Origin of the sequence: Pseudoduganella sp. R-43 (assembly GCF_049913255.1) — a bacterium.
GTDB lineage: Bacteria > Pseudomonadota > Gammaproteobacteria > Burkholderiales > Burkholderiaceae_D > Rugamonas.
Genome location: NZ_CP183988.1, coordinates 5,447,711 through 5,471,545, shown reverse-complemented (window position 1 = coordinate 5,471,545; position 23,835 = coordinate 5,447,711). Strand labels below are relative to the sequence as shown.

Below are 23,835 nucleotides of genomic sequence, written 5' to 3'. Positions count from 1 at the left end.
CTCAGGCCCTGAGTCTGCTATTCAGCAACCACCACGCGGTTCTTGCCCGACTTCTTGGCCTTGTACATGGCCTCGTCGGCGCGCTTGACCAGGTCGGACTGGCCCTCGTGCGGGCGGCGCAGGGCGACACCGGCCGAGAATGTGATCAGTACCTTTTCGTTTTCATGCATGAAGAAGTGGCGGGTCAGTTCACGCTGCAGGCGGGTCATGGTGGCTTCCGCCGCCTCGATGGTCGTCTCGGGCAGCAGGATCAGGAATTCCTCGCCGCCGAAGCGGGCGATCACGTCCATCGAGCGCAGGGTCTCCTTGACTACCTTGACCAGGTGCTTGAGTGCGTTGTCGCCGGCGATGTGGCCCATGGTGTCGTTGAGCTTCTTGAAATCGTCCAGGTCCAGCACGGCGATGCAGAGGGGCGTGCCGCGGCGGTCGGCGCGCGCGGTTTCGCGCTCGAACACGTCGTCCAGGCCGCGCCGGTTCAGCGAGCCGGTCAACTGGTCTTCACGCACCAGTTCGCTCAGGTGCTGCAGCTTCGCTTCCAGCGCGTGGATGCGCGCTTCGGCATCCTGCACTTCCTGCCGCGCCACCATCATATTGTCGCGCGCCTTCAGGGCTTCGCTCTGTACCTGGCGGGTTTCCTTCAGCACGTCGTCAAGGATCTGGTTCAGCTCGCCGATATCGCGGGCGGCGCGAATCTTGTCGGAATAGCCACCAATCTTTTCGTGGAAGTCGCCCGTCGAGGTCGCTACAGCGCCAAGGCGGTCGATGAAGGTCATCATCATGTTCTTGACCGTGGCCTTGACGTCGGTGATCGAGTGCTTGAGCTGGCTCTGCTTGTAGATGACGTCTTTCAGGCTGCGCGTGGCTTCTTCCAGCGCGCGCTGGTCGATCGGGCCGGCAATCAGGTTTTGCACGGCGTCGATCTGGCCGCGCAGCCAGGAGTCGTCATCCAGCAATTCGCTGACGTTTTCCAGCAGCAGGCGGAACAGGCGCAGCAGCAGCTCCTGCTGCTCGGCGGTGTCGCCGCTGCGGATCTCGATCTGGTAACACAGCTCCTTGAGGCGGCTGCCGATCTCGGCCAGCGCAGCCTCGGTATGGGCTTCCTTGGTGGCGGCACCCAGCGACTCGGCTTCGGCCACCAGGTTCGGGCTGTCGGACAGCAGGGAAGCGACGGCAAAGGTCAGGGTGCGGCTCAGCAGTTCGCGCAGCAGGCGCGCCTGTTCGTTGTTTTCTTCAGGCACCAGGCCGCCGGCGCCGACCTTGACCAGGGGCCGTTCGGCCAGGGCAGCCAGGGTGCGGGCGTAGGTATCCCAGTCGCGCGCCTTGACGGCACGGTTGAAACGACGGCCGAAGTCGGCCAGGTCGCCCGGCTGGTCGGTCAGGCGGGCGGCGAACTGGACCAGCATGGCTTCTGCCGGGCTCTCCTGCACGACCGGGGCCGGCGGCACCGGCACGATGCCGGCGATTTCATTGTAGATGTCGCGATACGCGTCTGGCGTAGGGGCAATCCGGCGCACAGCGAGGCGGCGGAATGCCTCGCGAGCGATATCAGCCGGATTCATGTCCGCCGCGGCTGGATTGGTGGGTTTGCTAGACATCTGACGTACAGCCTTCATTAAGGTTTACCGATTACCAGCATCTTAAGCCACTGTCCAGTCGCATGATTCAATGATAAACGGGAGAAAATGTGCTTACTTCTTGGCATCATTTTCTAATCGATCAGCTGGTTCTTGATGGCGTAGTGCGTGAGTTCGGCGCTGTTCTTCAGGTTCATCTTGGCCAGCAGGCGGGAGCGGTATTCGCTGACGGTCTTGACCGAGAGTGATAGCTCCTTGGCAATGGTGCCTACGGTCTTGCCGGAGGCGATCATGGTCAGGGTCTGGTACTCGCGGTCGGACAGCGTTTCGTGCGGCGCAGCCTGATGGTCCTCGCCGACATGGTTGGCCAATTCCTGGGCCAGTGCCGGGCTAACATATTTTAACCCCGCTGCGCACTGGCGGATTGCATTTACTAACTCTTTCGGTGCACTTTGTTTGGTGAGGTAGCCGGCAGCGCCGGCCTTGAGGGAGCGGATGGCGTACTGGTCTTCGCGATGCATGGACAGCATCAGCACGGCCAGCTCGGGTTTGTCTTTCTTGACCTGTTTCAGCACTTCGATGCCGTTGCGGTCGGGCAGGGAGATATCGAGCAGCAGGACATTGCAGCCGGACTTGCGGAACAGCTTGATGGCATCGAGGCCATTTTCCGCTTCGCCGGCGACGACGATGTCCTTGGTTTCAGCCAGGATCTGCTTCAGGCCCTCGCGCACGATGGCATGGTCGTCGGCAATAAATACTTTGATGACGGCTTTTTCACTCATGACCCATTGTAACGTCTGGCGCGTGGGCCGGGAGGCGGATTTTGATCGCCACTTCGGTGCCGCCGCCGGCTGCATGACCCAGGTTGAGCGTGCCGCCCAGCGCGCGCGCGCGCTCGGCCATGCCGCGCAGGCCGAAGGAGTCGGGCTTGGCGCGGTCGGACGGGCGGATGCCGCGGCCATTGTCGATGATCTTCAGGGTCAGGACGCCGCGGCTGCGCGTCAGCTTGACGGTGACCGCGCTCGCTTGCGCGTGCTTGGCGATATTGGTCAACGCTTCCTGTGCGATGCGGAACAGGGCTGCCGCCTGTTCGGGGTCCAGTTCGAGTTCCTTCATGCTGGCCTGCAGGGTGCAGGCGATGCCGGCCTGGGCTTCGAATTCCTTGACCTGCCATTCCAGCGCCGGCAGCAGGCCGAAGTCCAGTACCGAGGGGCGCAGGTCGAGCGTCAGGCGATGCACGGCATCGATGGTACGGTCGACCAGGGAGTCGACGTAGGCCGCCTTCTGCTGCAGGGTGTCATCGCCTTCCGGCAGGCGCGCGGCCAGCATGGCCAGGGCCATCTTGATGGCAGTCAGGTTGCCGCCCAGGTCGTCGTGGATTTCGCGCGCGATGCGTTCGCGTTCCTGCTCCTTGACCCGTTCGATATGGGCGGTCAGCTCGGCCAGCCGGGCGCGGCTGGCGCGCACTTCGAGCTGCTCCTGCTTGCTCTCCGTGATGTTGGACATGATGCCTTCCCACTGCACGCCGCCATCGGGCAGGGCATGCGGGGTGCTGCGCAGGTTGATCCACTTGACGTCTTTCCAGGCCTCGACCCAGATGCGGCCTTCCCAGTTCCAGCTCCACAGGGAATTGGCCGAGGACTGCATCGACTCCAGGTAGGCGGGGCGGTCTTCCGGCAGCACCAGCGACAGGAAACGCTCAGGTTCGGCCTGCAGTTCGGCGGCGTTGATGCCCAGCAGGGCCAGGCAGCCATCGCTCAAATAGGGGAAGGACACGCTGCCGTCAGGATGGCGGCGGAACTGGTAGACCAGTCCGGGAGCGTTGGCGGCGATATGGTGGAGGGCGGTCGGCAAGGCTGGACGCATATGTGGTTGGATTGTCAGCGGCGGCGCATGCGCCAGAACGCGCTGAAGCGGCGCAGCACGCGCATCGGTCGGGCGGCGAAACGGCCGCGGCGCCAGCCGGCGCGCCAGCGGCGCAGCCGTTCGCGCACATGGTCGACCAGGGCGCGGCATTCACGCCAGGCGGCAGTGGCTTTGAGGCGCGCGATCCAGCGTTCTTTCAATTCCATGAAGCGGCCGTGCAGCCAGGCGAACCAGCGCAGGCGCAGCAGCGACGGGCGGGTCAGGGCATACAGCCGCGCCACGGCGGCGGCGCCAGCTACCTTGGCCAGCACGAATACGCTGATGCCCATGAAGGCATGGCCCCGCGCCATGGCGAACAGGGCCAGCAGCTTGACCGGGAACAGCATCAGTGCCGGCAGCAGGAACACGGCCATGGCGGCAGCGGGGCCGAGGCTGCAGATGATGCGCTCCAATGCCCGCAACGGCGGGAAGCGAGCCAGTATCGCCATCAGGCGCGCCCCGAGATCCCACAGCCATTCCTCGAAGATCAGGAACAGGGCTGCGCAGTAGACGAGGGGGGCGAACAGGCGCCGCCTGAGTGTGTACAATCGCTTCATGTGAGTGCCATTATTGCACCAAATAATTAGAAAACGGTTATGAACAAAGCTTTTGTCAAAGAGGCTGAGCAGGACGATGACGACGACCTGCCGCCAGGTGCGCCGCCGATCCCTCCCGGCTCCAAGAACTACATTACGCCGGCTGGCTACCAGCGCATCAAGGATGAGCTGCTGCAGCTGATCGATGTCGAGCGTCCCGAGGTGGTGAAGGTGGTGCACTGGGCCGCATCGAACGGCGACCGTTCCGAAAACGGCGACTACATTTATGGCAAGCGCCGCCTGCGCGAAATCGACCGCCGCATTCGCTTCCTCACCAAGCGCATGGACCTGGCCGAAGTAGTCGATCCCAGCATCCACCATGGCAACGACCAGGTATTCTTCGGCGCCACCGTCACCTACGCCAGGCGCGACGGCGAGGAACACACCATCACCATCGTCGGCATCGACGAATTCGATCCGCTGAAGGGCAAGGTCAGTTGGATCAGCCCGGTCGCCCGCACGCTGACCAAAGCACGCGAGGGCGACACAGTGCTGCTGCACACGCCGAATGGCGCCGAAGAACTGGAAATCCTGGAAGTCAGCTACCCCTCCCCGAACGCCTGAGCAAGGCGGGGATACCGCAATAGCGGCCTGCAGCAGTAATTCATCGCCAAAGTATTATCAGTGCAACTTTGCCAAGTTGTTATAATAAATTTTTAATTACTTTTATGGCAAGGTGTGCGCATGGCTTTCGCTCAACTGACGCAGGTCTTCTATGATCCATCCGCGGCGTTCGCGGCGCTGAAGGAGCGCCCGCGGGCGTGGTTGCCGCTGCTGCTGCTTTACGTGAGCAGTATCGGCATCCTGGTCTGGTATTTCCAGACCGTCGACTGGGACTGGATGATGATGAACACCTTCCCGCCGGACATGCCCGCCGACCAGCGCGAGGCGGCCAGCAAAACCATGACACGCGGCGTGATGATGGGAATGGGGGTGGCGGGCATCATCGTGGGCACCCTGTTCATCTACTGCCTGCTGGGACTGTATTACTGGCTGGCGGGGAAACTGGCCAGCATGGACCTGAGCTTCAAGTCCGGCTTCTCGCTGGCGGCATGGGCCTCGCTGCCAGGCCTGATCGGCGTGCCGCTGATGGCGCTGCAGATCATCACCAGCAAGGGCCAATTGGCGCTCGAACAAGCGGACATGCTGTCGCTGAACTTCCTGCTGGTGCACGCTGCGCCGCATACGCCACGGGCAGGGATCGCCAGCGCACTCAAGCTCACCGATATCTGGGTGGTCCTGCTGGCCGCGATCGGCCTGCGTACCTGGACCGGTAAAAGCACCACGACCTGCGCCATCATCGCGGCGCTGCCGTATGTCGTGATCTACGGCTGCTGGACCGCCTGGATCCTGTTCAAGAAATGAGGCGCGCATGAAACGCAAACTGATTGCATTGGCCGTGGTGGCGGCCTTCATCGGCATTCCTGTCGCCGTCAAGTTCGGCGGCTCGCCGCCGAAGGTCGAAGCCGAACTGGCCAAGGTCGAGAACAAGGCGATTTATCCTGCGGTGCTGGCGTCCGGCAGCCTGGTGTTCCGCCAGGAGGTGCAACTGTCGCCGGAAGTGATCGGCAAGGTGTCGGAAGTGCTGGTGAAGGAGGGCGACAAGATCGAAAAAGGGCAGGTCGTGCTGCGCCTCGATCCGAGCACCTACAAAGCCGATGTGGCGCAGCAGGAAGCGGCGGTGCGCAACGCGGCCGTCAGCGTGGACCGCGCCCAGATCGACCTGGAAAACCAGCAGCGCAAGCTGGAGCGCTCGCGCCAGCTGGCCGCTGCCAAGTTCATCGATGTGTCGCGCCTCGATGATGCGAAGCTGGCGGTGGACCTGGCGGTGGTGTCGCTGCGCAGTGCGCGCGAAAGCCGTCAGCAAGCGATGGCGATGCTGGCGCTGGCGCAGGAGCGCCTGGCCAAGACCGAGGTGCGGGCGCCGATTTCGGGTACCGCCACCAGCGTTTCGATCAAGGCCGGTGAAACGGCCGTGGCCAGCGCTACGGGGATTGCCGGCTCCAGCCTGATGACGATCGCCGACGTCAGCTCCATGATCGCGGAGGTAAACGTGGACGAAGGCGATATCGCCAACGTCGCGCCGGGGCTGAAGACGCGCATCTTCCCCTCGGCCTATGCCGACCGTCCGCTGAGCGGCAGCGTGGAATCGGTCTCGCTGGCGCCGAAGCCCCAGGGCCTGGGCCAGGCTGCGAGCCAGGGCCGCAGCTACGTGGTCAAGGTCAAGCTGGCGCAGCACCAGCTTGCGCTGCGCTCCGGCATGACCTGCCGTGCCGAGATCGTGACCGGCGACGGCGCGCCGCGGCCGGTGGTTCCGCTGCAGGCCGTGCAACTGACCGAGGCTTCGGAAGGCAAGGGCAAGCGCAGCAATTATGTCTACGCGATTGTCGACGGCGTGGCGAAGAAGCGCGCCGTGGAACTGGGCTTGTCTGATGACAGCAACCAGGAGATCATCAAGGGCCTGGCGCTCGGCGAGACCGTTGCAGTGGGGCCGGCGCGCACCTTGCGCGACCTGCGTGAAGGAACTGCCGTCAAGGCCAAGGTGGCGGAGCCCAAGGCCCTCAAGGTCGCCGATGGAAGCAAGCCGTGATCACGCTGACCGGCATCACCAAGCAATACCAGATGGGCGACCAGACCGTGCATGCCTTGCAGGGTGTGGACCTGCACATCGAGCGCAACGAACTGGTGGCGTTTATCGGCGCTTCGGGCTCCGGCAAATCGACGATGATGAATATCGTCGGCTGCCTGGACCGGCCGAGCGCAGGCACCTATTTCCTGAACGGCAAAGACGTGGCGACCATGGCCAGCGACGACCTGGCCCAGGTGCGCAACGAGGAAATCGGCTTCATCTTCCAGAGCTTCCACCTGCTGCCTCGCCACACTGCGCTGGATAACGTGGCGCAGCCGCTGATCTACCGCGGCATTCCGCCATCGGAGCGCAAGCGCATGGCGCGCGAGGCGCTGGAGCACGTCGGCTTGGGTGAGCGCATGCATCACCGGCCCAACGAGCTGTCCGGCGGCCAGCGGCAGCGGGTGGCGATCGCGCGGGCACTGGTGGGCAAGCCATCGATCCTGCTGGCCGATGAACCGACCGGCAACCTGGATTCGGCCACCACGCGCGAAATCATGGCCTTGATCAAGGACGTGCACCGGAACGGCCAGACGGTCGTGATGGTGACGCACGAACCTGACATTGCGGAACAATGCCAGCGCATCGTGAGGCTGCAGGATGGGCGCGTGCTGTCCGACCATCGCGTGGCAGGAGGCTAGCCGATGTACATTTTTATCGAAGCGCTTCGCTCGGCGATGGCGGCCATCCGCGCGCACCGCATGCGCAGCTTCCTGACTTCGCTGGGCATCATCATCGGCGTGGCGTCGGTGATTACGGTGATCTCGCTGATCCAGGGCTTGTCGCAGTCGATCACGCGCCAGTTCGAAGGCCTGGGCGGCAATGCGCTGACGGTGCATGCCAAGAACGACTTCAAGGACGTCATGCGGGGCAAGATCAATTACCTGCAGTTCGAAGACGTCGAACAGTTGCGCGGGCACGTGGAAGGCATCCGCGAATTGAGCCCGGCATTCATGTTCCCCGGAAGTGAAATCCGCTACGGCAACCAGACTGCGTCCAGCCGCCAGCAATTGGCCGTGACGGCGGCCTTCATGGAAGTGAATGGCAGCTATCCCCGCCTGGGGCGTTTCATCAGCGAGTCCGATAATGCGAGCGCAAGGCGGGTGTGCGTGATCGGCGAAAAGATGATCGAGCTGCTGCACCTTCCCGACAATCCGCTGGGTGAGTTCATCCAGTTCTCGGGCGAGTGGTTCAAGATTGTCGGGGTGCTGGAGAAGAAGGGCGAAATCCTCGGCATGTCGCAGGACGACCAGGTGCTGGTACCGTTCCGCACCGGTCAAAGCGTCATCGGCAACACCCGCAAGCCGAGCATGTCGATCACGGTGTCGATCAGCGACATTGGCCGCACCGAAGAACTCAAGGCGCGCATTGCCACGGTGATGCGGCAAGCGCATCGCCTGCACGCGGACCAGAAGGACGATTTCGAGATCCAGTCTTCCGACCAGTTCCTCAAGAGCTTTGAGACGGTGACCACCACGGTCACGCTGGTGATGGGCGGCGTGGTCGGCATCGCGCTGCTGGTTGGCGGAATCGGGATCATGAACATCATGCTGGTGTCGGTCAGCGAACGCACGCGCGAGATCGGGATCTGCAAGGCGATTGGCGCGCGCAGCCGCGACATCCTGATGCAGTTCCTGATCGAAGCGGTGACCTTGTCGATGCTGGGCGGCGCGATCGGCGTCCTGCTCGGCTATGGCTTGGGCCACGCGATCGCCAGCGTGATTCCCGACTTCCCCGGCGCATACGTGCCCTGGTGGGCGGTCGCGTTGTCCGTGATGTTCTCCGCCGGCGTTGGCGTGATCTTCGGCGTGCTGCCCGCCGCCAAAGCCGCCAAGCTCGACCCGATCGAAGCCCTGCGCTACGAATAGGCTGATTGCGCCCGCACAAAGCCCACGCCCGCCACATCGCTATCCTTTGAACTGGCGGTGTCTGACCCTGCGGGTCAGACACCGGTTTACCGGTTTAAAGGAGAGTGAAAATGCCCCGCCCACTGCGCAATTACCCACCAGGCACCTGCCTCCATCTGGTTCAGCGTGGCAACAACGGCCAGTGTTGCTTTCATGACGATGACGAGCGGCGAGGTTTCCTTTCCCTGCTCAAGGAACATAGTCTTAAAGCCCACTGCGATGTTCATGCCTATGTGTTGATGACAAACCATTTCCATTTACTTGTGACAGTGCGAGAACGCAATGCGCAAGCGAACATGATGAAGTTGCTGGCGCAGCGCACTGCACTTTGGCGGCACGTCAGGCATGGTGGTACAGGTCCAATGTGGGATGGTCGATATCACTCGTCACAAATCGACAGCGAAGCATATTTGCTCTTGTGTCAGCGCTATATTGAACTCAATCCAGTTCGCGCTGGAATGGTGGAGTTTGCTGGTGGTTATAAGTGGTCGAGCTATCGGGCAAATGCAGAAGGTGTCAGGGATGATTTGCTGTGCCAGCATTCGGTTTATCTTGGCTTGGGGATGAATGCATTGGAGCGGCAGCGCGCTTATCGGGCGCTTTTTGATACCCCATTTTCGGAAAAAGACCTGGAGCGGATTCGGTTTGCAACTTTGGGGGATGCCGCTTTAAAACCGGTAAACCGGTGTCAGACCCGCAGGGTCTGACACCTTCTACGCGCGCTCGCGGGTGACGCGGTTGACGCCTGCCACTTTTCTTACGTTGCGGATTAATGCTGCCAGGTGGACGCGGTCTTTTACCTGGATTGTGAAGCGCAGCTGGTGCAGCACATGGTCGCGGTCTTCATCCATGCCGACAAAGGTGATGTTGCCGTCGCTTTCGCCGATTTCGGCGGCCACCCGGGCCAAAATACCCTTCTCATTGTTGATGATCAGGCGGATGCGGCTGTCGAAGCGGCGGTTGATCTCGGTGCCCCATTTGACGGCGATCCAGCGCTCCGGCTCTTTCTGCTTCGAGCGCTTGGCCACCGAGCAGTCGCCGGTGTGCACCTGCAGGCCCTGGTCGCGGCGCAACTGGCCGACGATATGGTCGCCCGGGATCGGCAGGCAGCATGGCGCAAGCTGCACCGACACGCCTTCGCTGCCGTAGATCGTGACCGGGTCGAGTTCTTTCGGGCTGGTGTGCTCGATCGGCGCGCTGGCCGACTCTCCGCCCAGCAGGCCGAAGATGTGGCGCGCCACCAGCGCGGCCATGCGCTTGCCGATGCCGATGTCGGCATACAGTTCTTCCATCGACTTGGCCGACGATTCGTTCAGCAGGCGTTCCATCAGCGGCGGCGGCAGCTCGCCCGGCACGCTGATCGCATCCAGCGCCTGCGCCAGCAGTTGCTGGCCGAGGCGGATCGATTCCGGCAGGTTGATGGTGCGCAGGTGGTGGCGGATCGCCGAGCGCGCCTTGCCGGTGCGGACGAAGGACAGCCAGGTCGGGCTTGGGCGGGAGTTCGGGTCGGTAACGATTTCGACGATGTCGCCGTTGCGCAGTTCGGTGCGCAACTGGGCGGCTTCGCCGTTGATGTTGACCGACACCGTGTGGTCGCCGATCCCGGTGTGGATCGAGTAGGCGAAATCGATCGGCGTAGCGCCGCGGGGCAGGGCGATGATCTTGGACTTCGGCGTGAACACATAGACCGAATCGGGGAACAGGTCGACCTTGACGTGCTCCAGGAATTCGGCCGAGTCGCCGGTCTGCTGCTGGATGTCGAGCAGCGATTGCAGCCAGGCGTGGGTGCGCTGCTGCATGTCCGAGATGTTGGCGTCGTTGCTCTTGTACAGCCAGTGCGCGGCCACGCCCGATTCGGCGGTGCGGTGCATTTCCTGGGTGCGGATCTGGAATTCCACCGGCGTGCCGTACGGGCCGATCAGGGTGGTGTGCAGCGACTGGTAGCCGTTCAGCTTGCGGATCGCGATATAGTCCTTGAACTTGCCCGGCATCGGCTTGTACAGCGAGTGCAGGGTGCCCAGCGCCACATAGCAATTGGGGAAGCTGTCGACCACCACGCGGAAGCCGTACACGTCCAGCACCTGCGAGAATGACAGGTGCTTGGAGCGCATCTTCTTGTAGATGCCGTAAAGGGTCTTTTCGCGGCCATAGACTTCGGCCTCGATGCCGGCCATGGACAGCGTGTTCTTCACCGCGTCGAGGATCTTCGACACCACTTCGCGCCGGTTGCCGCGTGCCGCTTTCACGGCCTTGGCCAGCACGTGGTAGCGCACCGGGTACAGGTGGGAGAAGGACAGGTCCTGCAGTTCGCGGTAGATGTTGTTCAGGCCAAGGCGGTGCGCGATCGGCACGTAGACTTCCATCGTCTCGGCGGCGATGCGGCGCTTCTTGGCCGGGATCATCACTTCCAGCGTGCGCATATTGTGCAGGCGGTCGGCCAGCTTGATCAGTATCACGCGCACGTCCGAGGCCATGGCCAGCAGCATCTTGCGGAAGTTTTCCGCCTGCGCTTCGATCTGGCTCTGGAACTCGATTTTTTCCAGCTTGGACAAGCCGTCCACCAGGTGCGCCACCGGCGCGCCAAAGCGTTCGATCAGCTCGTCCTTCTTGACGTCCTGGTCTTCCATCACATCGTGCAGCAGCGCCGCCATGATGGCTTGCGCGTCCAGTTTCCAGTCGGCGCAGATCTCGGCCACCGCGATCGGGTGCGAGATGTACGGTTCGCCCGACTTGCGTACCTGGCCCAGGTGCATCTCGTCCGAGAAGCGATAGGCTTCCTTGACCTTTTTCAGGTCGGCCTCGCCCATGTACTCGGACAGCTTTTCGGTCAGGTGGGTGATCGTTGCGACGCCAGTGGCCACGGTAGGCGCCGCCAGTGCAGAAGTGGAAACGGTTGGTGCAGAAACGTCAACGCCCGGCTGTTGCTTAGCCGGGCGCCGTGCCCGCCGTGCGGGCTGTTCGCTGATGTTGGGATCTGCGGAAGTCAGGTTCATATCGGGAACAAGAAGGTTCCCAGCTTACATAGGGACCTTTTTCAGCATTTCCAGGCCTACTTTGCCTGCAGCGATTTCACGCAGGGCGACGACGGTTGGCTTGTCCTTGGCTTCGACCTTAGGGGTGTGGCCTTGCAGCAGCTGGCGTGCGCGGTAGGTGGCTGCCAGGGTCAGCTGGAAGCGGTTAGGGACATTCTTCAGGCAATCTTCAATAGTGATACGGGCCATGCTTAACTCCTGGATAAATTCGGTATTGATTCGTCGGTGACTATTCTGCGTGGTCGGCGTGGATGCCCAGTTCGGACATCAACCTGGCATTGCGGGCGGCTTGTTGCGCAAACCGGCAACGGGCCGATCGGACGATCGCGCTTAGCTCCGACAAGGCGACCGGGAACTCTTCGTTGATAATAACATACTCAAACTCGGGCGCGTGGGCGATTTCGCCGCCGGCCGCCAGCAGGCGCCGGTTGATCACGTGGACTTCATCCTGGCCGCGTTTGTGCAGGCGTTCTTCCAGGGCCGCGAAGGATGGCGGCAGGATGAAGATGCCGGCCGCTTGCGGGAACTGCTTCTTGACCTGGCGCGCGCCCTGCCAATCGATCTCCAGCAGGATGTCGGTACCGGCCTTCATTTGCTCTTCCACGAAGATGCGCGAGGTGCCGTAGTAATTGCCGTGCACTTCGGCCCACTCCAGGAACTCGCCTTCGGCAGCGCGCTTGCGGAAGTCTTCGGCGCTGGTGAAGAAGTACTCGCGGCCATGCTGCTCGCCCGGACGCGGCTGGCGCGTGGTGGTCGAGATCGACAGCTTGATGGCCGGTTCCTGTGCCAGCAGGGCATTGACCAGCGTAGATTTACCGGCGCCGGATGGTGCAGCAACCATGAACAGGCTGCCGGAAAAATGTTGGCTCATTTGCAATTCTCAAAAGCTGGGCTGTCGCCCAAAGAGGTATTTTACCAAGGAGCAAGCAGAGTTGAAACCGGGTGCGCAGGCAGTTCTTGACACTGGACCGACCGGTCTATAGAGTAAACCGCATGAACACCCAACTGACCACCCGCGAGCGCCTGATCAACGCCATGATCACGACGCTGCAGCATCGCGGCCTGCACGGCGCAGGCCTGAGCGAGATCCTGGCCACGGCCAAGGCGCCGAAAGGCGTGATGTACCACCATTTCCCCGGCGGTAAAGACCAACTGGCCGTGGCCGCCATCGAAGCCACCTTCAGCTTCCTGCTCCACAAGCTCGACTCTTACATGGAGCGCGAACCCGACGTGCTGGCCGCGCTGCAAGCGTGGATCCTGCGCGCGCTGCGTGGCCTGGACGACAGCGAGTTCGAACTGGGCTGCCCGCTGGCCGCCGTGGCGCTCGAGTCCACGGCAGACGACGTCGAAATCCGCGACGCGCTGAAAACCGGCTTCGCCAACCTGCGTGGCCGCATGGCCGATGCCCTTGTGCAGGCTGGCCACGAACGCCACCGTGCCGAGGGCATCGCCGCCCTGATCCTTGCCGCCTACGAAGGCGGCCTGCTGCAAGCCCGCGTGGCGGGCGACACCGCGCCGATGGTGCAGACCATGGACGCTCTGATGCCAATGCTGAAAGTGGAGAAAAAAACATGAGCCATATGCCTGCCGCCGCCTTGCTCCTGGCGGAAAAACTGGAACTGCGCGCAGTCGACGGCTATCCGCTGTCCGCCATGTGCTATCGCGCCCGCGGCCCGGAGAAAGCTCGCCTGCTGGTGGCCGGCGCCACTGGCGTGCCGCAAGGCTTCTACCGTCGCTTTGCCGAATTCGCGGCGGGGCAGGGCTACACCGTGCTGACTTTCGACTACCGCGGCGTGGGCGGTTCGGCGCCGAAAACCCTGCGCGGCTTCGAGGCCAGCTTTCTCGACTGGGCGCGGCTGGACCTGAACGCGGTGATCGAATACTTCGCGCCTTCCGACAGCACGCCGCTGTACATGGTGGGGCATTCCTATGGCGGCCACGCACTGGGACTGGTGCCGAACCATGAGAAGATCGCCGGCGTCTACCTGTTCGGTGTCGGCGCCGGCTGGCATGGGTGGATGCCGCGGCTGGAGCGTTTGCGCGTACTGGCCATGTGGCATGTGGTTGGCCCGATTGTCGCGCGCTGGAAAGGGCGCCTGGCCTGGAGCAAGCTTGGCATGGGCGAGGATTTGCCGATGGGCGTGTATCGCCAGTGGAAGCACTGGTGCAAATTCCCGCGCTACTTCCTCGATGACCCCAAAGTGCCGGAAATTGCGGACGGTTTCGCCAAGGTGCGCACGCCGATCCTGGCGCTGAATGCTACCGACGACTTGTGGGCGCCGCCGCGGTCGCGCGATGCGCTGATGTCCGGCTACCGCAACGCGCCGTGGCATGGCGTGGATATCGACCCGGCCGCCGCAGGGCTGGGCAAACTGGGGCACATGGGCTACTTCCGCCAGCACGCCGAGCCTTTGTGGGCGCGCACGCTGGAGTGGTTCGATGGCCTTGGACGTTAACGCTTCGCGCCCAACACGCGCAATAATTCCTGTGCGGCGGCCGGCGCGCGCTCTTTGGCGCCGTTGATGAAGTAGACGAAGGCGTCGCGCTTGCCGCCTTCGGCCCATTCCTGCGCCTGTGCGGCCCACTTCTTCAATGCGGGCTTGGTGTAGCCGGTAGTGATGTCGCTTTGCGCATCCATCAGCCGTGCGTAGACGAAGTCGCCCGTCACTTCGGCGAAGTTGGGGTACTTCGGCGAATCGGTAATGACCGTTGCGACCTTGTGCTTGCGCGCCAGCTTCAGGTACTCAGGGCACATGAAGCTGTCATGCCGCGCATCCAGCACATGCTGCAGTTTGCGCTTGCCCAGCTTCTTGGGCAGCAGCTTGAAAAAAGCCTCCAGGTCGTCCGGATCGAAGCGCTTGGTGGCGGCCAGTTGCCACAGGATGGGACCCAGTTTGTCGCCCAGCTCGGCCAGGCCGCTATCCATGAAGCGCTCGATCGACTCTCCCGCCTCGCCCAGCACCTTGCGGTTGGTGGCGTAGCGCGAAGCCTTCACCGCAAACACGAAATCGTCCGGCGTGCGCTCGGCCCAGCCGGCAAAGTGCTCCGGCTTGGCGTTGCGGTAGAAGGTGCCGTTGATCTCGATGCTGGTCAGCACGCTGCTTGCATATTCCAGCGCGCGCTTGAGCGGCACCTCGGGAGGGTAGAAGGTTTCTCGCCAGGGAGCGTAGTCCCAGCCGCCGATGCCAACGCGGATGTTCATTTCGATTTTCCGTAGTAGAGTTTCGAACACACTTCAAGGAGGATGCCAGAAATGCGAATATCCCGCCTGTTCGTTTCGCTGCTCGCCGCCGGATTGATGGGAGGCGCCGCCGCGCAATCGCTGTCACCTGAAGAAGAACGCATCGTCGGCCTGGTCAAGGCCAATTCGGGCAAGGCGCTGGCGCTGCTGGAAAAGACGGTCAACATCAACAGCGGCACCATGAATCACAAAGGCGTGCGCGAAGTCGGCAAGGTCTTCCAGGCTGAACTGGACAAGCTGGGATTCAAGACGCAGTGGGTCGACATGCCGCAAGCGATGCAGCGCGCCGGCCACCTGGTCGCCACGCGCGAAGGCAAGCAAGGCAAGCGAGTGCTGATGATCGGCCACCTTGACACGGTGTTTGAAGCGAATACACCGATGCAGAAATGGGAGCGCCAGGGCGACCGGGCCACTGGCCAGGGTGTCAACGACATGAAAGGCGGAGATGTCATCATCATCGAAGCGCTGCGCGCGCTGCATGCGGCGGGCGCGCTGGACAATACCACCATCAGCGTGATGTTCACCGGCGACGAAGAAAACGCGGGAGACCCGAAAGAAATCTCGCGGCGCGACATGGTCAACCTGGCCAAGCGCAGCGACGTCGCGCTGGCGTTTGAGGCGACGGTGCTCGACGAAAACGGCAAGGCCACCGGCACCATCGGCCGCCGCTCTTCGACGTCCTGGCGGCTGGAAGTGAAGGGAAAGCAAGGCCACTCTTCCGGCATCTTCAACGCCAATGCCGGGTATGGCGCCGTGTACGAAACGGCACGCATCCTGGACGCCTTCCGCCAGCAATTGAAGGAACCGAACCTGACTTACAACCCCGGCCTGATCCTGGGTGGAACCGAAGTCACTTATGACGGCGCCGCAGCCAAAGGCACGGCTTTCGGCAAATCGAATGTCATCGCCAATAGCGCGATCGTGAAAGGCGACCTGCGCTTCCTGACGCCGGAACAGGGCGAGCAGGCACGCTCCCGCATGCGCGCAATCGTCGCGCAGAGTTTGCCCGGCACCAGCGCCGAGATCCGCTTCGAAGACGGCTACCCACCCATGGCGCCAACCGAAGGCAACCTGAAAGTGCTGGAGATGTATTCCAAAGCCAGCGCCGATGCCGGCCAGGGGCCGATCGCCGCGCTGCCACCCGGCCTGCGTGGCGCAGGCGACGTGCAATTCGTCGCACCCTACGTCGACAGCCTGGATGGGCTCGGCGCCACCGGCAAAGGCGCCCACGCGCCGGGAGAAGACCTGGAAGTGCGCTCGATCGAGCAGGGAGCGATTCGGACGGCGATACTGCTGTACCGCCTCACAAGATAAAAGTCGGGGTCAGGTCTGGCAATCCGCCACATTTTTCGCATAGCGAAAAATGTGGCGGATTGCCAGACCTGACCCCGACTTTCTTTATTCTAGGTTCTGGACCTGTTCGCGCATCTGCTCGATCAGCAGCTTGAGCTCCATCGAGGCGTCGGCCAGTTCCTTGACCGAGGCTTTGGCGCCGAGGGTATTCGCTTCGCGGTTCAGCTCCTGCATCATGAAATCCAGGCGCTTGCCGACCTGGCCGCCTTTTTTCAGGATGTGGCGGGTTTCGCCCAGGTGGGCCGACAGGCGGCCCAGCTCTTCGGCCACGTCGATGCGGATGCCGTACAGGATCACTTCCTGGCGGATGCGCTCCATCGCGTCCTGGCGCGACATGGCGGTGTTTGATCCCTGGCAGGCCAAACCGAGCGCCTCTTGCATGCGCTCCACGGCTTTTTGTTGGAATTGTGCAACTACCTGAGGAATTAGTGGGGTAATTCGTTTAACGATGGCTTCCATCGCTTCGATGCGCGAAACCAGCATCGCTTCCAGCGCCGCGCCTTCGCGCTGGCGGCTCTGGACAAAGGCTTCCAGGGTCCGGGTCATCAGGGCGGAAACATCGGCCTGAAGCGACTCCTGGCCGATTTGTGCTTCTTCGACAACCCCTGGCCAGCGAAGTAGTTCAGCAACACTCATCTGTGTCGCGCCGCTGAAATGCTGGCTGACTTCGCCTTGCAGGCGCGCCAGTTCGTTGAGCAGGGCTACATTCAGGGCCTGGGTGCCTGCTGCTACTGCCTTGCGGCCGAAGCTCAGTCGCAGCTCCACTTTGCCGCGGGTGATGGCGCCCATGATGGCAGATCGCAAATCGGGTTCGAGCGCGCGGAGATCGTCGTTGATTCGGAATTGAAGGTCAAGGAAGCGGGAATTGACGCTCTTGATCTCAATTGTCAGCGTGCCCGCCGCGCTTTCGCTGGTGGCCACTGCGTAGCCAGTCATGCTGGAAATGCTCAAAGGATATCCCCGATTTTGTCTTTGTCTTTACAATATATTGCTTTGTCCCACACAATCCGGTTTAGTTGAAGCGAGGAAACTTATGGCAGCTCAGAACAACGCTCCATTACCGGATGGTCTGGAAATTGCTGGATACCGCATTGTAAAGAAAATTGCGTCAGGCGGGTTCAGTATTGTGTACCTGGCCTACGACGCCGAAGGTAATGCAGTAGCAATTAAAGAATATTTACCAAGCAGCCTTGCATTGCGTCAAGAGGGCGAGATGGTGCCTGTGGTTACAAAAGCAAACTTGCCGGTCTTCAGGATCGGGCTGAAGTGCTTTTTTGAAGAGGGTCGTGCACTTGCAAAGATTTCGCATCCAAATGTTGTAAGGGTGTTGAATTTCTTCCGTGCCAACGAAACTGTCTATATGGTAATGGCCTACGAGTCGGGCCATTCCCTGCAGGACCACATCCAGCGCCAGCGCAGCAAGGGCCGCAATTGCAGCGAGGCGTTCGTGCGCCAGATCTTCACGCAGGTGCTGAAAGGCTTGCGGGAGGTGCACACCAACAAGCTGCTGCACCTGGACCTGAAACCGGCCAATATCTACCTGCGCACGGACGGCACGCCCATGCTGCTGGACTTTGGCGCGGCGCGCCAGACCGTCAATACCGACAGCCCGAAGCTGATGCCGATGTACACTCCCGGCTTCGCGCCGCCCGAGCTGTATTCGAAGACTGAGGCGCTGGGCCCGTGGACCGACGTCTATTCGATCGGCGCTTCGATGTTTGCCTGCATGCTCGGCCAACCCCCGCAGCCGGCAGACCAGCGCCGCAAGGAGGACAAGATGGAGCCGCATTTCCAGAAGCTGGAAATCCTCTATTCGCCGGAGCTGGTGAAGCTGGTACGATGGACTTTGGACATCGATCCGCTGGCCCGTCCGCAAAGCCTGTTCGAACTGCAAAAACTGCTGGCGCAGGCGCCCGCACCGAAAGAACCGCCGCCTCCGCCGGGGGCATTGGAAAAGCTGGGCAAGCTGGCAGGCAAGCTCGGATTCGGCCGCCACGCGGCCCCGCGCACACCGAAATAAGGAGCCCATGCCATGCAATTCGCCGTTTACCAGGAAACGCATATCGGGGGGCGCAAGGTCAACCAGGACCGGATGGGCTACAGCTTCACGCGCGACGCGCTGTTGCTGGTGCTGGCCGACGGCATGGGAGGCCATGCCCGCGGTGAAATCGCCGCCTCCATCGCCACCCGCACCATTTCCCAGATGTTCCAGCAGCAGGCCACGCCTTACGTGAAAGGGGCGGAGCGCTTCCTCGAAGAGGCGCTGGCGGCTGCGCACAACGACATCCACACCTACACGATGACCCACAACATGCCGGAGTCCCCGCGCACGACCATTGTGGCTTGCCTGGTGCAACACAATACCGCCGTGTGGGCGCATTGCGGCGATTCGCGCCTGTACTGGGTGCGCAATGGCCAGGTGCACGGCCGCACGCGCGACCACTCGCATGTCGAGAACATGATCGAGAAGGGCCTGATCCCGGCGTCGGCACGCAATACCCACCCGGACCGCAACAAGCTGTATGCCTGCCTTGGCGCGGGCAGCGCGCCACGCATCGAGATCTCGGGCCGCGCCAACCTGCTGCCGGGCGATACGCTGATGCTGTGCTCCGATGGCCTGTGGTCGATGTGCACCGATGAAGAACTGGTGCAGATGCTGACCACCCAGACCGTGGTGCGGGCGGTGCCTGACATGCTGGCCACCGCGCTGCGCCGTGCCGGCGATACCAGCGACAATGTGACTGCGCTGGCGATCATGTGGCAGGGAGCGCTAGTGGCCGATGGCACGCCGACCACCCACGGCGGTTCGACCGTGATTTCGACCGAGCAGTTGCCGGACGATGTGGTCAGCACCACCATCCACGGTGCCAAGACCGAAGTCGACGTGTTCGACGATGACGAAATTGAGAAGGCGATCGCGGAAATCCGCGGCGCCATCGAGAAATCCACCCAGTTACTGAAATAGGAATTCCATGACCACTGTGAACCGCCCGAGCGGCCGCGCTGTCGATGCGCTGCGCAATATCCGCATCACCCGCGACTACACCAAGCACGCCGAAGGATCGGTACTGATCGAGTGCGGCGACACCAAGGTGATTTGCACGGCCAGCATCGAAGAGCGCGTGCCCGGTTTCCTGAAGGGCAAGGGCCAGGGCTGGATGACGGCGGAATACGGCATGCTGCCGCGCTCCACCCATTCACGCATGGACCGCGAGGCGGCAAAAGGCAAGCAAAGCGGCCGCACCCAGGAGATCCAGCGCCTGATCGGCCGTTCGCTGCGCGCTGCCTTTGACCTCGAAGCGTTTGGCGAACGCACCCTGCAACTGGATTGCGACGTGATCCAGGCCGATGGCGGCACCCGCACCGCTTCGATCACCGGCGCGATGGTGGCCGCCTACGACGCCTTCTCCAAGCTGAAGGCACGGGGCATGATCGAAACCATCCCGGTCAAGCATTTCGTCGCAGCGATTTCGGTTGGCGTGTACCAGGGCGTGCCTGTGCTGGACCTGGACTACCTGGAAGATTCGGACTGCGACACCGACATGAACGTGATCATGACCGATGCCGGCGCCTTCGTCGAAGTGCAGGGCACAGCAGAAGGCGCGGCCTTCGACCGTGCGGCGATGAACCGCCTGCTGGACCTGGCAGAAGGCGGCATCCGCGACCTGGTCAAGCTGCAGAAGCAGGCGCTCGGCCTGTAACGCAGACCGGCCATGCGGCCGCCGCGTAACAGGGTCAGACCCTTGGGTCTGACCCAGGCTTACCGGTTTTGGCCCATACGCTCCCGCAAGAATTCCACAAACGCCGCAGTCTTCAGCGGAAGAAACTCCCGCGCCGGATAAACCGCATAGGTAGCAGGCCCCGGCGGCAGCACCACATCTTCCAGGATGCGCACCAACTGCCCACTGGCCAGTTCGTCAGCGACGATGGCCAAAGGCACTTTGATAATGCCCGCGCCGCCAGCCGCAGCCGTGACCAGCGCGCCGCCATCATTCATCTGCAGCGGCCCGTCGACGCGGAAGATGCCCGCCTCGCCGAAATTCCATTCGTCATACACACGGGCGCCCACCGCGTACAGCAGGCAGGCATGCTGCTGCAGTTCCTGCGGCGTACGCGGTGTACCACACCTGGCCAGATAGGACGGGGCGGCGCACACCACGTTGGCGCTCTCGGCCAGCTTGCGCGCCACCAGCGTCGAATCGACCAGCGCCGAGGTACGGATCGCCACGTCGACCTGCTGCGCAATCAGGTCCACCATCGCATCGTCAAGTTGCAGCGCCACCTTCACCTGTGGGTACAGCGCGGAAAATTCGGCCAGCAAGGGCACCAGCACGCGGCGTCCGGCCAAGGAGCAGGACACGCGCAGCAGGCCGCGCACCTGCTGCTGGTAGCTGTCGGCGAGGTGGGCGATCTTGTCCAGCGAGCGCTCGATCTGGCGGGCTTCCTCCAGCACCAGCTGGCCAACTTCCGTCAGCGCGAGCTGGCGCGTTGAGCGCTGGATCAGGCGCGCGCCAAGGTCTTTTTCGAGTTGCGCGAGCTGGCGCGAGACGACGGACTTGCCGCAGCCCAGCTTGAGCGCGGCGGCACTGATGCTGCCGGCCTGGATGATGTTGGTGAAAATGGCAAGGCGTTGCGGGTTCATTGTTCCTCCATGATCAACAATGTAATGCCTGATCGTTGACTTATCAAGCGAGCCTCGGCTCCGTACACTGGCGGCATTCAACACTCTTTTGGAAGCAACATGACCAGTAACCGCCAATTCCTGCTGGCCCGCCGCCCAAACGGCGCCGTCCAGCGTTCCGATTTCGACTTCGCCACCGTGCCGCTGCGGGCGCTGGAAGAGGGAGAAGTCCTGATCCACGTGTCGCACATTTCGCTCGACCCGGCCATGCGCGGCTGGATGAACGCCTCCACCGAGTCGTATATGCCGCCGGTGGCACTGGGCGAGGTAATGCGCGCCATCGCGGTCGGCCGCGTGGTCGAATCGCGCAATCCCGGCTTTGCGGCGGGCGAGCATGTGAGCGGCCTCCTGGGCGTGCAGGAATACGCAATCCACAACGGCGTTGGCCTGAACAAGGTCAATCCGGCGCTGGCGCCGCTGCCGCTGTTCCTGGGCGCGCTGGGCATGCCGGGGCTGACCGCCTATTTCGGCCTGCTGGACGTGGGCCAGCCGAAGGAAGGCGATACCGTAGTAGTATCCGGCGCCGCTGGTGCAGTGGGTGCCCTGGTAGGCCAGATCGCCAGAATCAAAGGTGCGCGCGTGGTCGGCATTGCCGGCGGCGCGGACAAGGTGCGCTACCTGGTCGAAGAACTGGGCTTCGACGCCGCTATCGATTACAAGTCGGAAGATGTGGCGGCCGCATTGCGCCAGCATGCGCCGAAGGGCATCGACGTCTTCTTCGACAACGTCGGCGGCGCCATCCTGGACGCCGCACTGGCCAACCTGGCGCACGGCGCCCACGTGGTGATCTGCGGCGCGATCTCGCAGTACAACAGTACCGAAGCGGTGTCCGGCCCGTCGAACTACCTGCAGTTGCTGGTCAAGCGCGCCACCATGCGCGGCGTGATGGTGGCCGACTACTATCCCCGTGCCATGGAAGCCATCACCACCATGGGCGGCTGGATCCAGGCCGGCACGCTGAAGACCCGCGAGCACGTGGTGCAGGGCCTGGACACCTTCCCCGAGACTTTTGCCAAGCTGTTCACGGGCGCCAACCAGGGCAAGCTGGTGCTGCAAGTGGTTTAAAATGTCGGCTCCCTTAAAAGAGCCGACATTCATGACACAGCGCATCGTTCTCGCATCGAACAACAAGGGCAAGCTCAAGGAATTCAACGAGCTGCTCTCGACCATCGGGCTTTCCGCTCATCCGCAAGGCGAATTCAACGTCCCGGAGGCGGAAGAGCCTTTCCACACTTTTGTCGAAAATGCACTGGCCAAGGCACGTCATGCGTCTCGCCTGACCGGCTTACCGGCCCTGGCCGACGATTCTGGCGTGTGCGTCAATGCGCTGGGCGGTGCGCCCGGCGTATATTCGGCGCGCTACGCCGGCGAACCGAAGTCCGATGCGCGCAACAGCGACAAGCTGATCGCCGACCTGGCTGCACATGCCGACAAATCGGCCTACTATTACTGTGTGCTGGTGTTCGTTCGCCATGCCGACGACCCGCAGCCCGTGATCGCCGATGGCCGTTGGGAGGGCGTGATTTCGGCCGAAGCGCGCGGCGAAGGCGGCTTTGGCTACGATCCTTACTTCCTGATCCCGTCGCTGGGCAAGCATGTCGCCGAGCTGGCCCCGGAAGAGAAGAACCGCCTGTCCCACCGCGGCCAGGCCCTGCGTGCGTTGGTAGAGAAGCTGAAGAAATGATTCCGATTAAGCCGGTCGGCAATGCCGTACCAAGCCGCACCATCGACAGCGCCGCCGGCGTCGCTGCAACCTATTTGCGCCCGGGCGCCCTGAACCTGCAAGCCTTGCCGCCATTGTCGCTCTACATCCACTGGCCGTGGTGCGTGCGCAAGTGCCCTTATTGCGACTTCAATTCGCACGAGGCGAAGGGCGAGGTACCCGAGAAGGAATACCTGGATGCGCTGCGGCGCGACCTGGAAATGTCGCTGCCCCTGATCTGGGGGCGCAAGATTTACACCATCTTCATCGGCGGCGGCACGCCGAGCCTGATGTCCGCAGCCGGCATGGACCGCCTGATGTCGGACCTGCGCAGCCTGTTGCCGCTGGATGGCGCCTGCGAGATCACGATGGAGGCCAATCCCGGCACCTTCGAGGCGGAGAAATTCCGCTCCTACCGCGACAGCGGCGTCAATCGGCTGTCGATCGGCATCCAGAGCTTCAACAGCGAACACCTGAAGGCGCTGGGCCGCATCCACGATGACGGCGAAGCAAAGCGCGCAGTGGAAATCGCACTGGCGAATTTCGACAACTTCAACCTGGACCTGATGTACGCGCTGCCGAACCAGACGCTGGAGCAGGCACGGCAGGATATCGAGACCGCAATCGGCTTCAAGCCGCCGCACCTCTCGCTGTACCACCTGACGATGGAACCGAACACGCTGTTCGCCAAATATCCTCCGCAACTGCCGGACGACGACCTGAGCGCCGACATGCAGGACATGATCGCCGATCTGACCACCGCGAACGGCTATGGCCACTACGAAGTGTCGGCCTACGCCCAGCCGGGCCACCAGGCACGCCACAACCTGAATTACTGGCAGTTCGGCGACTACCTCGGCATCGGCGCCGGCGCCCACTCCAAGCTGTCCTTCCCGCATCGTGTGCTGCGCCAGGCGCGCTACAAGCAGCCCAAGTCGTATATGGATGCCGTAGCCGCCGGCAATCCGGTGCAGGAAGAACGCGAGCTGTCGCGCGACGAAATGGGCTTCGAGTTCATGCTGAACGCCCTGCGCCTGCAAGGCGGCTTCGAGCCGAACCTGTTCGCCGAACGCACCGGCGTGGCGTTGAACACCATCGAGAAGCAATTGAATGCGGCCGAAGCCAAAGGCCTGCTGTACCGCGACCACATGCTGATCAAGCCGACCGAATTGGGCCAGCGCTTCCTCAACGACCTGCAGCAGATGTTCCTTTGAG

25 protein-coding genes are annotated in these 23,835 nt (G+C 62.5%); 15 read left to right on the top strand and 10 right to left on the bottom strand.

Annotation, left to right across the window (positions count from 1 at the left end; all coding sequences use genetic code 11):
• Window positions 1–17: 17 nt before the first annotated feature.
• The 4 genes from ACN9M3_RS24900 to ACN9M3_RS24885 form a co-directional block, all read right to left on the bottom strand.
• Window positions 18–1,595, bottom strand: coding sequence for a GGDEF domain-containing protein (locus ACN9M3_RS24900; RefSeq protein ID WP_426318961.1), 1,578 nt, complete (start codon window positions 1,593–1,595; stop codon window positions 18–20).
• Window positions 1,596–1,708: 113 nt separating this feature from the next.
• Entirely contained in the window at window positions 1,709–2,356 is a 648-nt protein-coding gene (locus ACN9M3_RS24895; protein WP_426163720.1) for a response regulator, read from the bottom strand.
• Window positions 2,349–3,440: a histidine kinase gene (locus tag ACN9M3_RS24890; protein ID WP_426172293.1), complete on the bottom strand. Its 1,092-nt coding sequence runs from the start codon at window positions 3,438–3,440 to the stop codon at window positions 2,349–2,351. The genes ACN9M3_RS24895 and ACN9M3_RS24890 overlap by 8 nt, the downstream gene beginning before the upstream one ends.
• Before the next feature lie 14 nt (window positions 3,441–3,454).
• Window positions 3,455–4,036 (bottom strand): hypothetical protein, encoded by a 582-nt coding sequence (locus ACN9M3_RS24885; RefSeq protein WP_426318960.1) that lies wholly within the window; start codon window positions 4,034–4,036, stop codon window positions 3,455–3,457.
• Window positions 4,037–4,075: 39 nt separating this feature from the next.
• Between ACN9M3_RS24885 and greB the strand changes: the two genes are divergently transcribed.
• The 6 genes from greB (at window position 4,076) to ACN9M3_RS24855 (ending at window position 9,318) form a co-directional block, all read left to right on the top strand.
• Window positions 4,076–4,639 carry a transcription elongation factor GreB gene (greB, locus tag ACN9M3_RS24880; protein ID WP_426318959.1) on the top strand — a complete coding sequence of 188 codons (564 nt, stop codon included), beginning with the start codon at window positions 4,076–4,078 and terminating at the stop codon, window positions 4,637–4,639.
• 120 nt (window positions 4,640–4,759) lie between these two features.
• Window positions 4,760–5,440: a YIP1 family protein gene (locus ACN9M3_RS24875; RefSeq protein ID WP_426318958.1), complete on the top strand. Its 681-nt coding sequence runs from the start codon at window positions 4,760–4,762 to the stop codon at window positions 5,438–5,440.
• Window positions 5,441–5,447: 7 nt separating this feature from the next.
• Window positions 5,448–6,665, top strand: a complete 1,218-nt coding sequence (locus ACN9M3_RS24870) for an efflux RND transporter periplasmic adaptor subunit (RefSeq protein ID WP_426318957.1) — start codon at window positions 5,448–5,450, stop codon at window positions 6,663–6,665.
• On the top strand, window positions 6,662–7,345 hold the full coding sequence (locus ACN9M3_RS24865) for an ABC transporter ATP-binding protein (RefSeq protein WP_426163710.1): 684 nt from the start codon (window positions 6,662–6,664) through the stop codon (window positions 7,343–7,345). Before ACN9M3_RS24870 ends, ACN9M3_RS24865 begins: the two co-directional genes overlap by 4 nt.
• 3 nt (window positions 7,346–7,348) lie before the next feature.
• Window positions 7,349–8,572: an ABC transporter permease gene (locus ACN9M3_RS24860; protein ID WP_426163708.1), complete on the top strand. Its 1,224-nt coding sequence runs from the start codon at window positions 7,349–7,351 to the stop codon at window positions 8,570–8,572.
• A gap of 110 nt (window positions 8,573–8,682) precedes the next feature.
• On the top strand, window positions 8,683–9,318 hold the full coding sequence (locus ACN9M3_RS24855; protein ID WP_426163706.1) for a transposase: 636 nt from the start codon (window positions 8,683–8,685) through the stop codon (window positions 9,316–9,318).
• 6 nt (window positions 9,319–9,324) lie between these two features.
• Here the strand turns inward: ACN9M3_RS24855 and ACN9M3_RS24850 are convergent, their stop codons facing one another.
• From ACN9M3_RS24850 to gmk, 3 genes are read right to left on the bottom strand one after another with little or no spacing between them, the layout of a single operon-like run.
• Window positions 9,325–11,604 carry a RelA/SpoT family protein gene (locus ACN9M3_RS24850; protein WP_426163704.1) on the bottom strand — a complete coding sequence of 760 codons (2,280 nt, stop codon included), beginning with the start codon at window positions 11,602–11,604 and terminating at the stop codon, window positions 9,325–9,327.
• Window positions 11,605–11,628: 24 nt separating this feature from the next.
• Window positions 11,629–11,832 (bottom strand): DNA-directed RNA polymerase subunit omega, encoded by a 204-nt coding sequence (gene rpoZ / locus ACN9M3_RS24845; RefSeq protein ID WP_005665923.1) that lies wholly within the window; start codon window positions 11,830–11,832, stop codon window positions 11,629–11,631.
• 40 nt (window positions 11,833–11,872) lie between these two features.
• On the bottom strand, window positions 11,873–12,514 hold the full coding sequence (gene gmk, locus ACN9M3_RS24840; RefSeq protein WP_426163700.1) for a guanylate kinase: 642 nt from the start codon (window positions 12,512–12,514) through the stop codon (window positions 11,873–11,875).
• A gap of 122 nt (window positions 12,515–12,636) precedes the next feature.
• Here gmk and ACN9M3_RS24835 point away from each other — a divergent pair, with 122 nt between their 5' ends.
• Both ACN9M3_RS24835 and ACN9M3_RS24830 read left to right on the top strand, forming a co-directional pair.
• Entirely contained in the window at window positions 12,637–13,218 is a 582-nt protein-coding gene (locus ACN9M3_RS24835; protein ID WP_426163697.1) for a TetR/AcrR family transcriptional regulator, read from the top strand.
• Window positions 13,215–14,099 (top strand): alpha/beta fold hydrolase, encoded by an 885-nt coding sequence (locus tag ACN9M3_RS24830; protein ID WP_426318956.1) that lies wholly within the window; start codon window positions 13,215–13,217, stop codon window positions 14,097–14,099. The genes ACN9M3_RS24835 and ACN9M3_RS24830 overlap by 4 nt, the downstream gene beginning before the upstream one ends.
• On the opposite strand, the gene ACN9M3_RS24825 is transcribed toward ACN9M3_RS24830, so the two are convergent.
• Window positions 14,096–14,845, bottom strand: a complete 750-nt coding sequence (locus tag ACN9M3_RS24825) for a DUF72 domain-containing protein (protein WP_426318955.1) — start codon at window positions 14,843–14,845, stop codon at window positions 14,096–14,098. The genes ACN9M3_RS24830 and ACN9M3_RS24825 overlap by 4 nt on opposite strands.
• 51 nt (window positions 14,846–14,896) lie before the next feature.
• Here ACN9M3_RS24825 and ACN9M3_RS24820 point away from each other — a divergent pair, with 51 nt between their 5' ends.
• Window positions 14,897–16,198, top strand: coding sequence for a M20/M25/M40 family metallo-hydrolase (locus ACN9M3_RS24820; protein ID WP_426318954.1), 1,302 nt, complete (start codon window positions 14,897–14,899; stop codon window positions 16,196–16,198).
• Window positions 16,199–16,282: 84 nt separating this feature from the next.
• On the opposite strand, the gene ACN9M3_RS24815 is transcribed toward ACN9M3_RS24820, so the two are convergent.
• Complete coding sequence (locus ACN9M3_RS24815; RefSeq protein ID WP_426163688.1) at window positions 16,283–17,173, bottom strand: YicC/YloC family endoribonuclease; 891 nt, start codon at window positions 17,171–17,173, stop codon at window positions 16,283–16,285.
• Between the two features lie 97 nt (window positions 17,174–17,270).
• Here ACN9M3_RS24815 and ACN9M3_RS24810 point away from each other — a divergent pair, with 97 nt between their 5' ends.
• From ACN9M3_RS24810 to rph, 3 genes are read left to right on the top strand one after another with little or no spacing between them, the layout of a single operon-like run.
• Window positions 17,271–18,257: a serine/threonine protein kinase gene (locus ACN9M3_RS24810; protein ID WP_426172292.1), complete on the top strand. Its 987-nt coding sequence runs from the start codon at window positions 17,271–17,273 to the stop codon at window positions 18,255–18,257.
• 12 nt (window positions 18,258–18,269) lie between these two features.
• Entirely contained in the window at window positions 18,270–19,202 is a 933-nt protein-coding gene (locus tag ACN9M3_RS24805; protein ID WP_426163685.1) for a PP2C family protein-serine/threonine phosphatase, read from the top strand.
• A 7-nt stretch (window positions 19,203–19,209) separates the two neighbouring features.
• Window positions 19,210–19,938, top strand: a complete 729-nt coding sequence (gene rph / locus ACN9M3_RS24800) for a ribonuclease PH (protein WP_426163683.1) — start codon at window positions 19,210–19,212, stop codon at window positions 19,936–19,938.
• Between the two features lie 59 nt (window positions 19,939–19,997).
• Here the strand turns inward: rph and ACN9M3_RS24795 are convergent, their stop codons facing one another.
• On the bottom strand, window positions 19,998–20,879 hold the full coding sequence (locus tag ACN9M3_RS24795; protein ID WP_426318953.1) for a LysR family transcriptional regulator: 882 nt from the start codon (window positions 20,877–20,879) through the stop codon (window positions 19,998–20,000).
• A 99-nt stretch (window positions 20,880–20,978) separates the two neighbouring features.
• Between ACN9M3_RS24795 and ACN9M3_RS24790 the strand changes: the two genes are divergently transcribed.
• Genes ACN9M3_RS24790 through hemW form a run of 3 tightly spaced genes read left to right on the top strand, consistent with a single transcriptional unit; the run spans window position 20,979 to window position 23,834 of the window.
• On the top strand, window positions 20,979–21,983 hold the full coding sequence (locus ACN9M3_RS24790) for an NADP-dependent oxidoreductase (protein ID WP_426318952.1): 1,005 nt from the start codon (window positions 20,979–20,981) through the stop codon (window positions 21,981–21,983).
• Between the two features lie 31 nt (window positions 21,984–22,014).
• Window positions 22,015–22,602, top strand: coding sequence for an RdgB/HAM1 family non-canonical purine NTP pyrophosphatase (rdgB, locus tag ACN9M3_RS24785; RefSeq protein WP_426318951.1), 588 nt, complete (start codon window positions 22,015–22,017; stop codon window positions 22,600–22,602).
• On the top strand, window positions 22,599–23,834 hold the full coding sequence (gene hemW / locus ACN9M3_RS24780; protein WP_426318950.1) for a radical SAM family heme chaperone HemW: 1,236 nt from the start codon (window positions 22,599–22,601) through the stop codon (window positions 23,832–23,834). The genes rdgB and hemW overlap by 4 nt, the downstream gene beginning before the upstream one ends.
• Window position 23,835 lies beyond the last annotated feature (1 nt).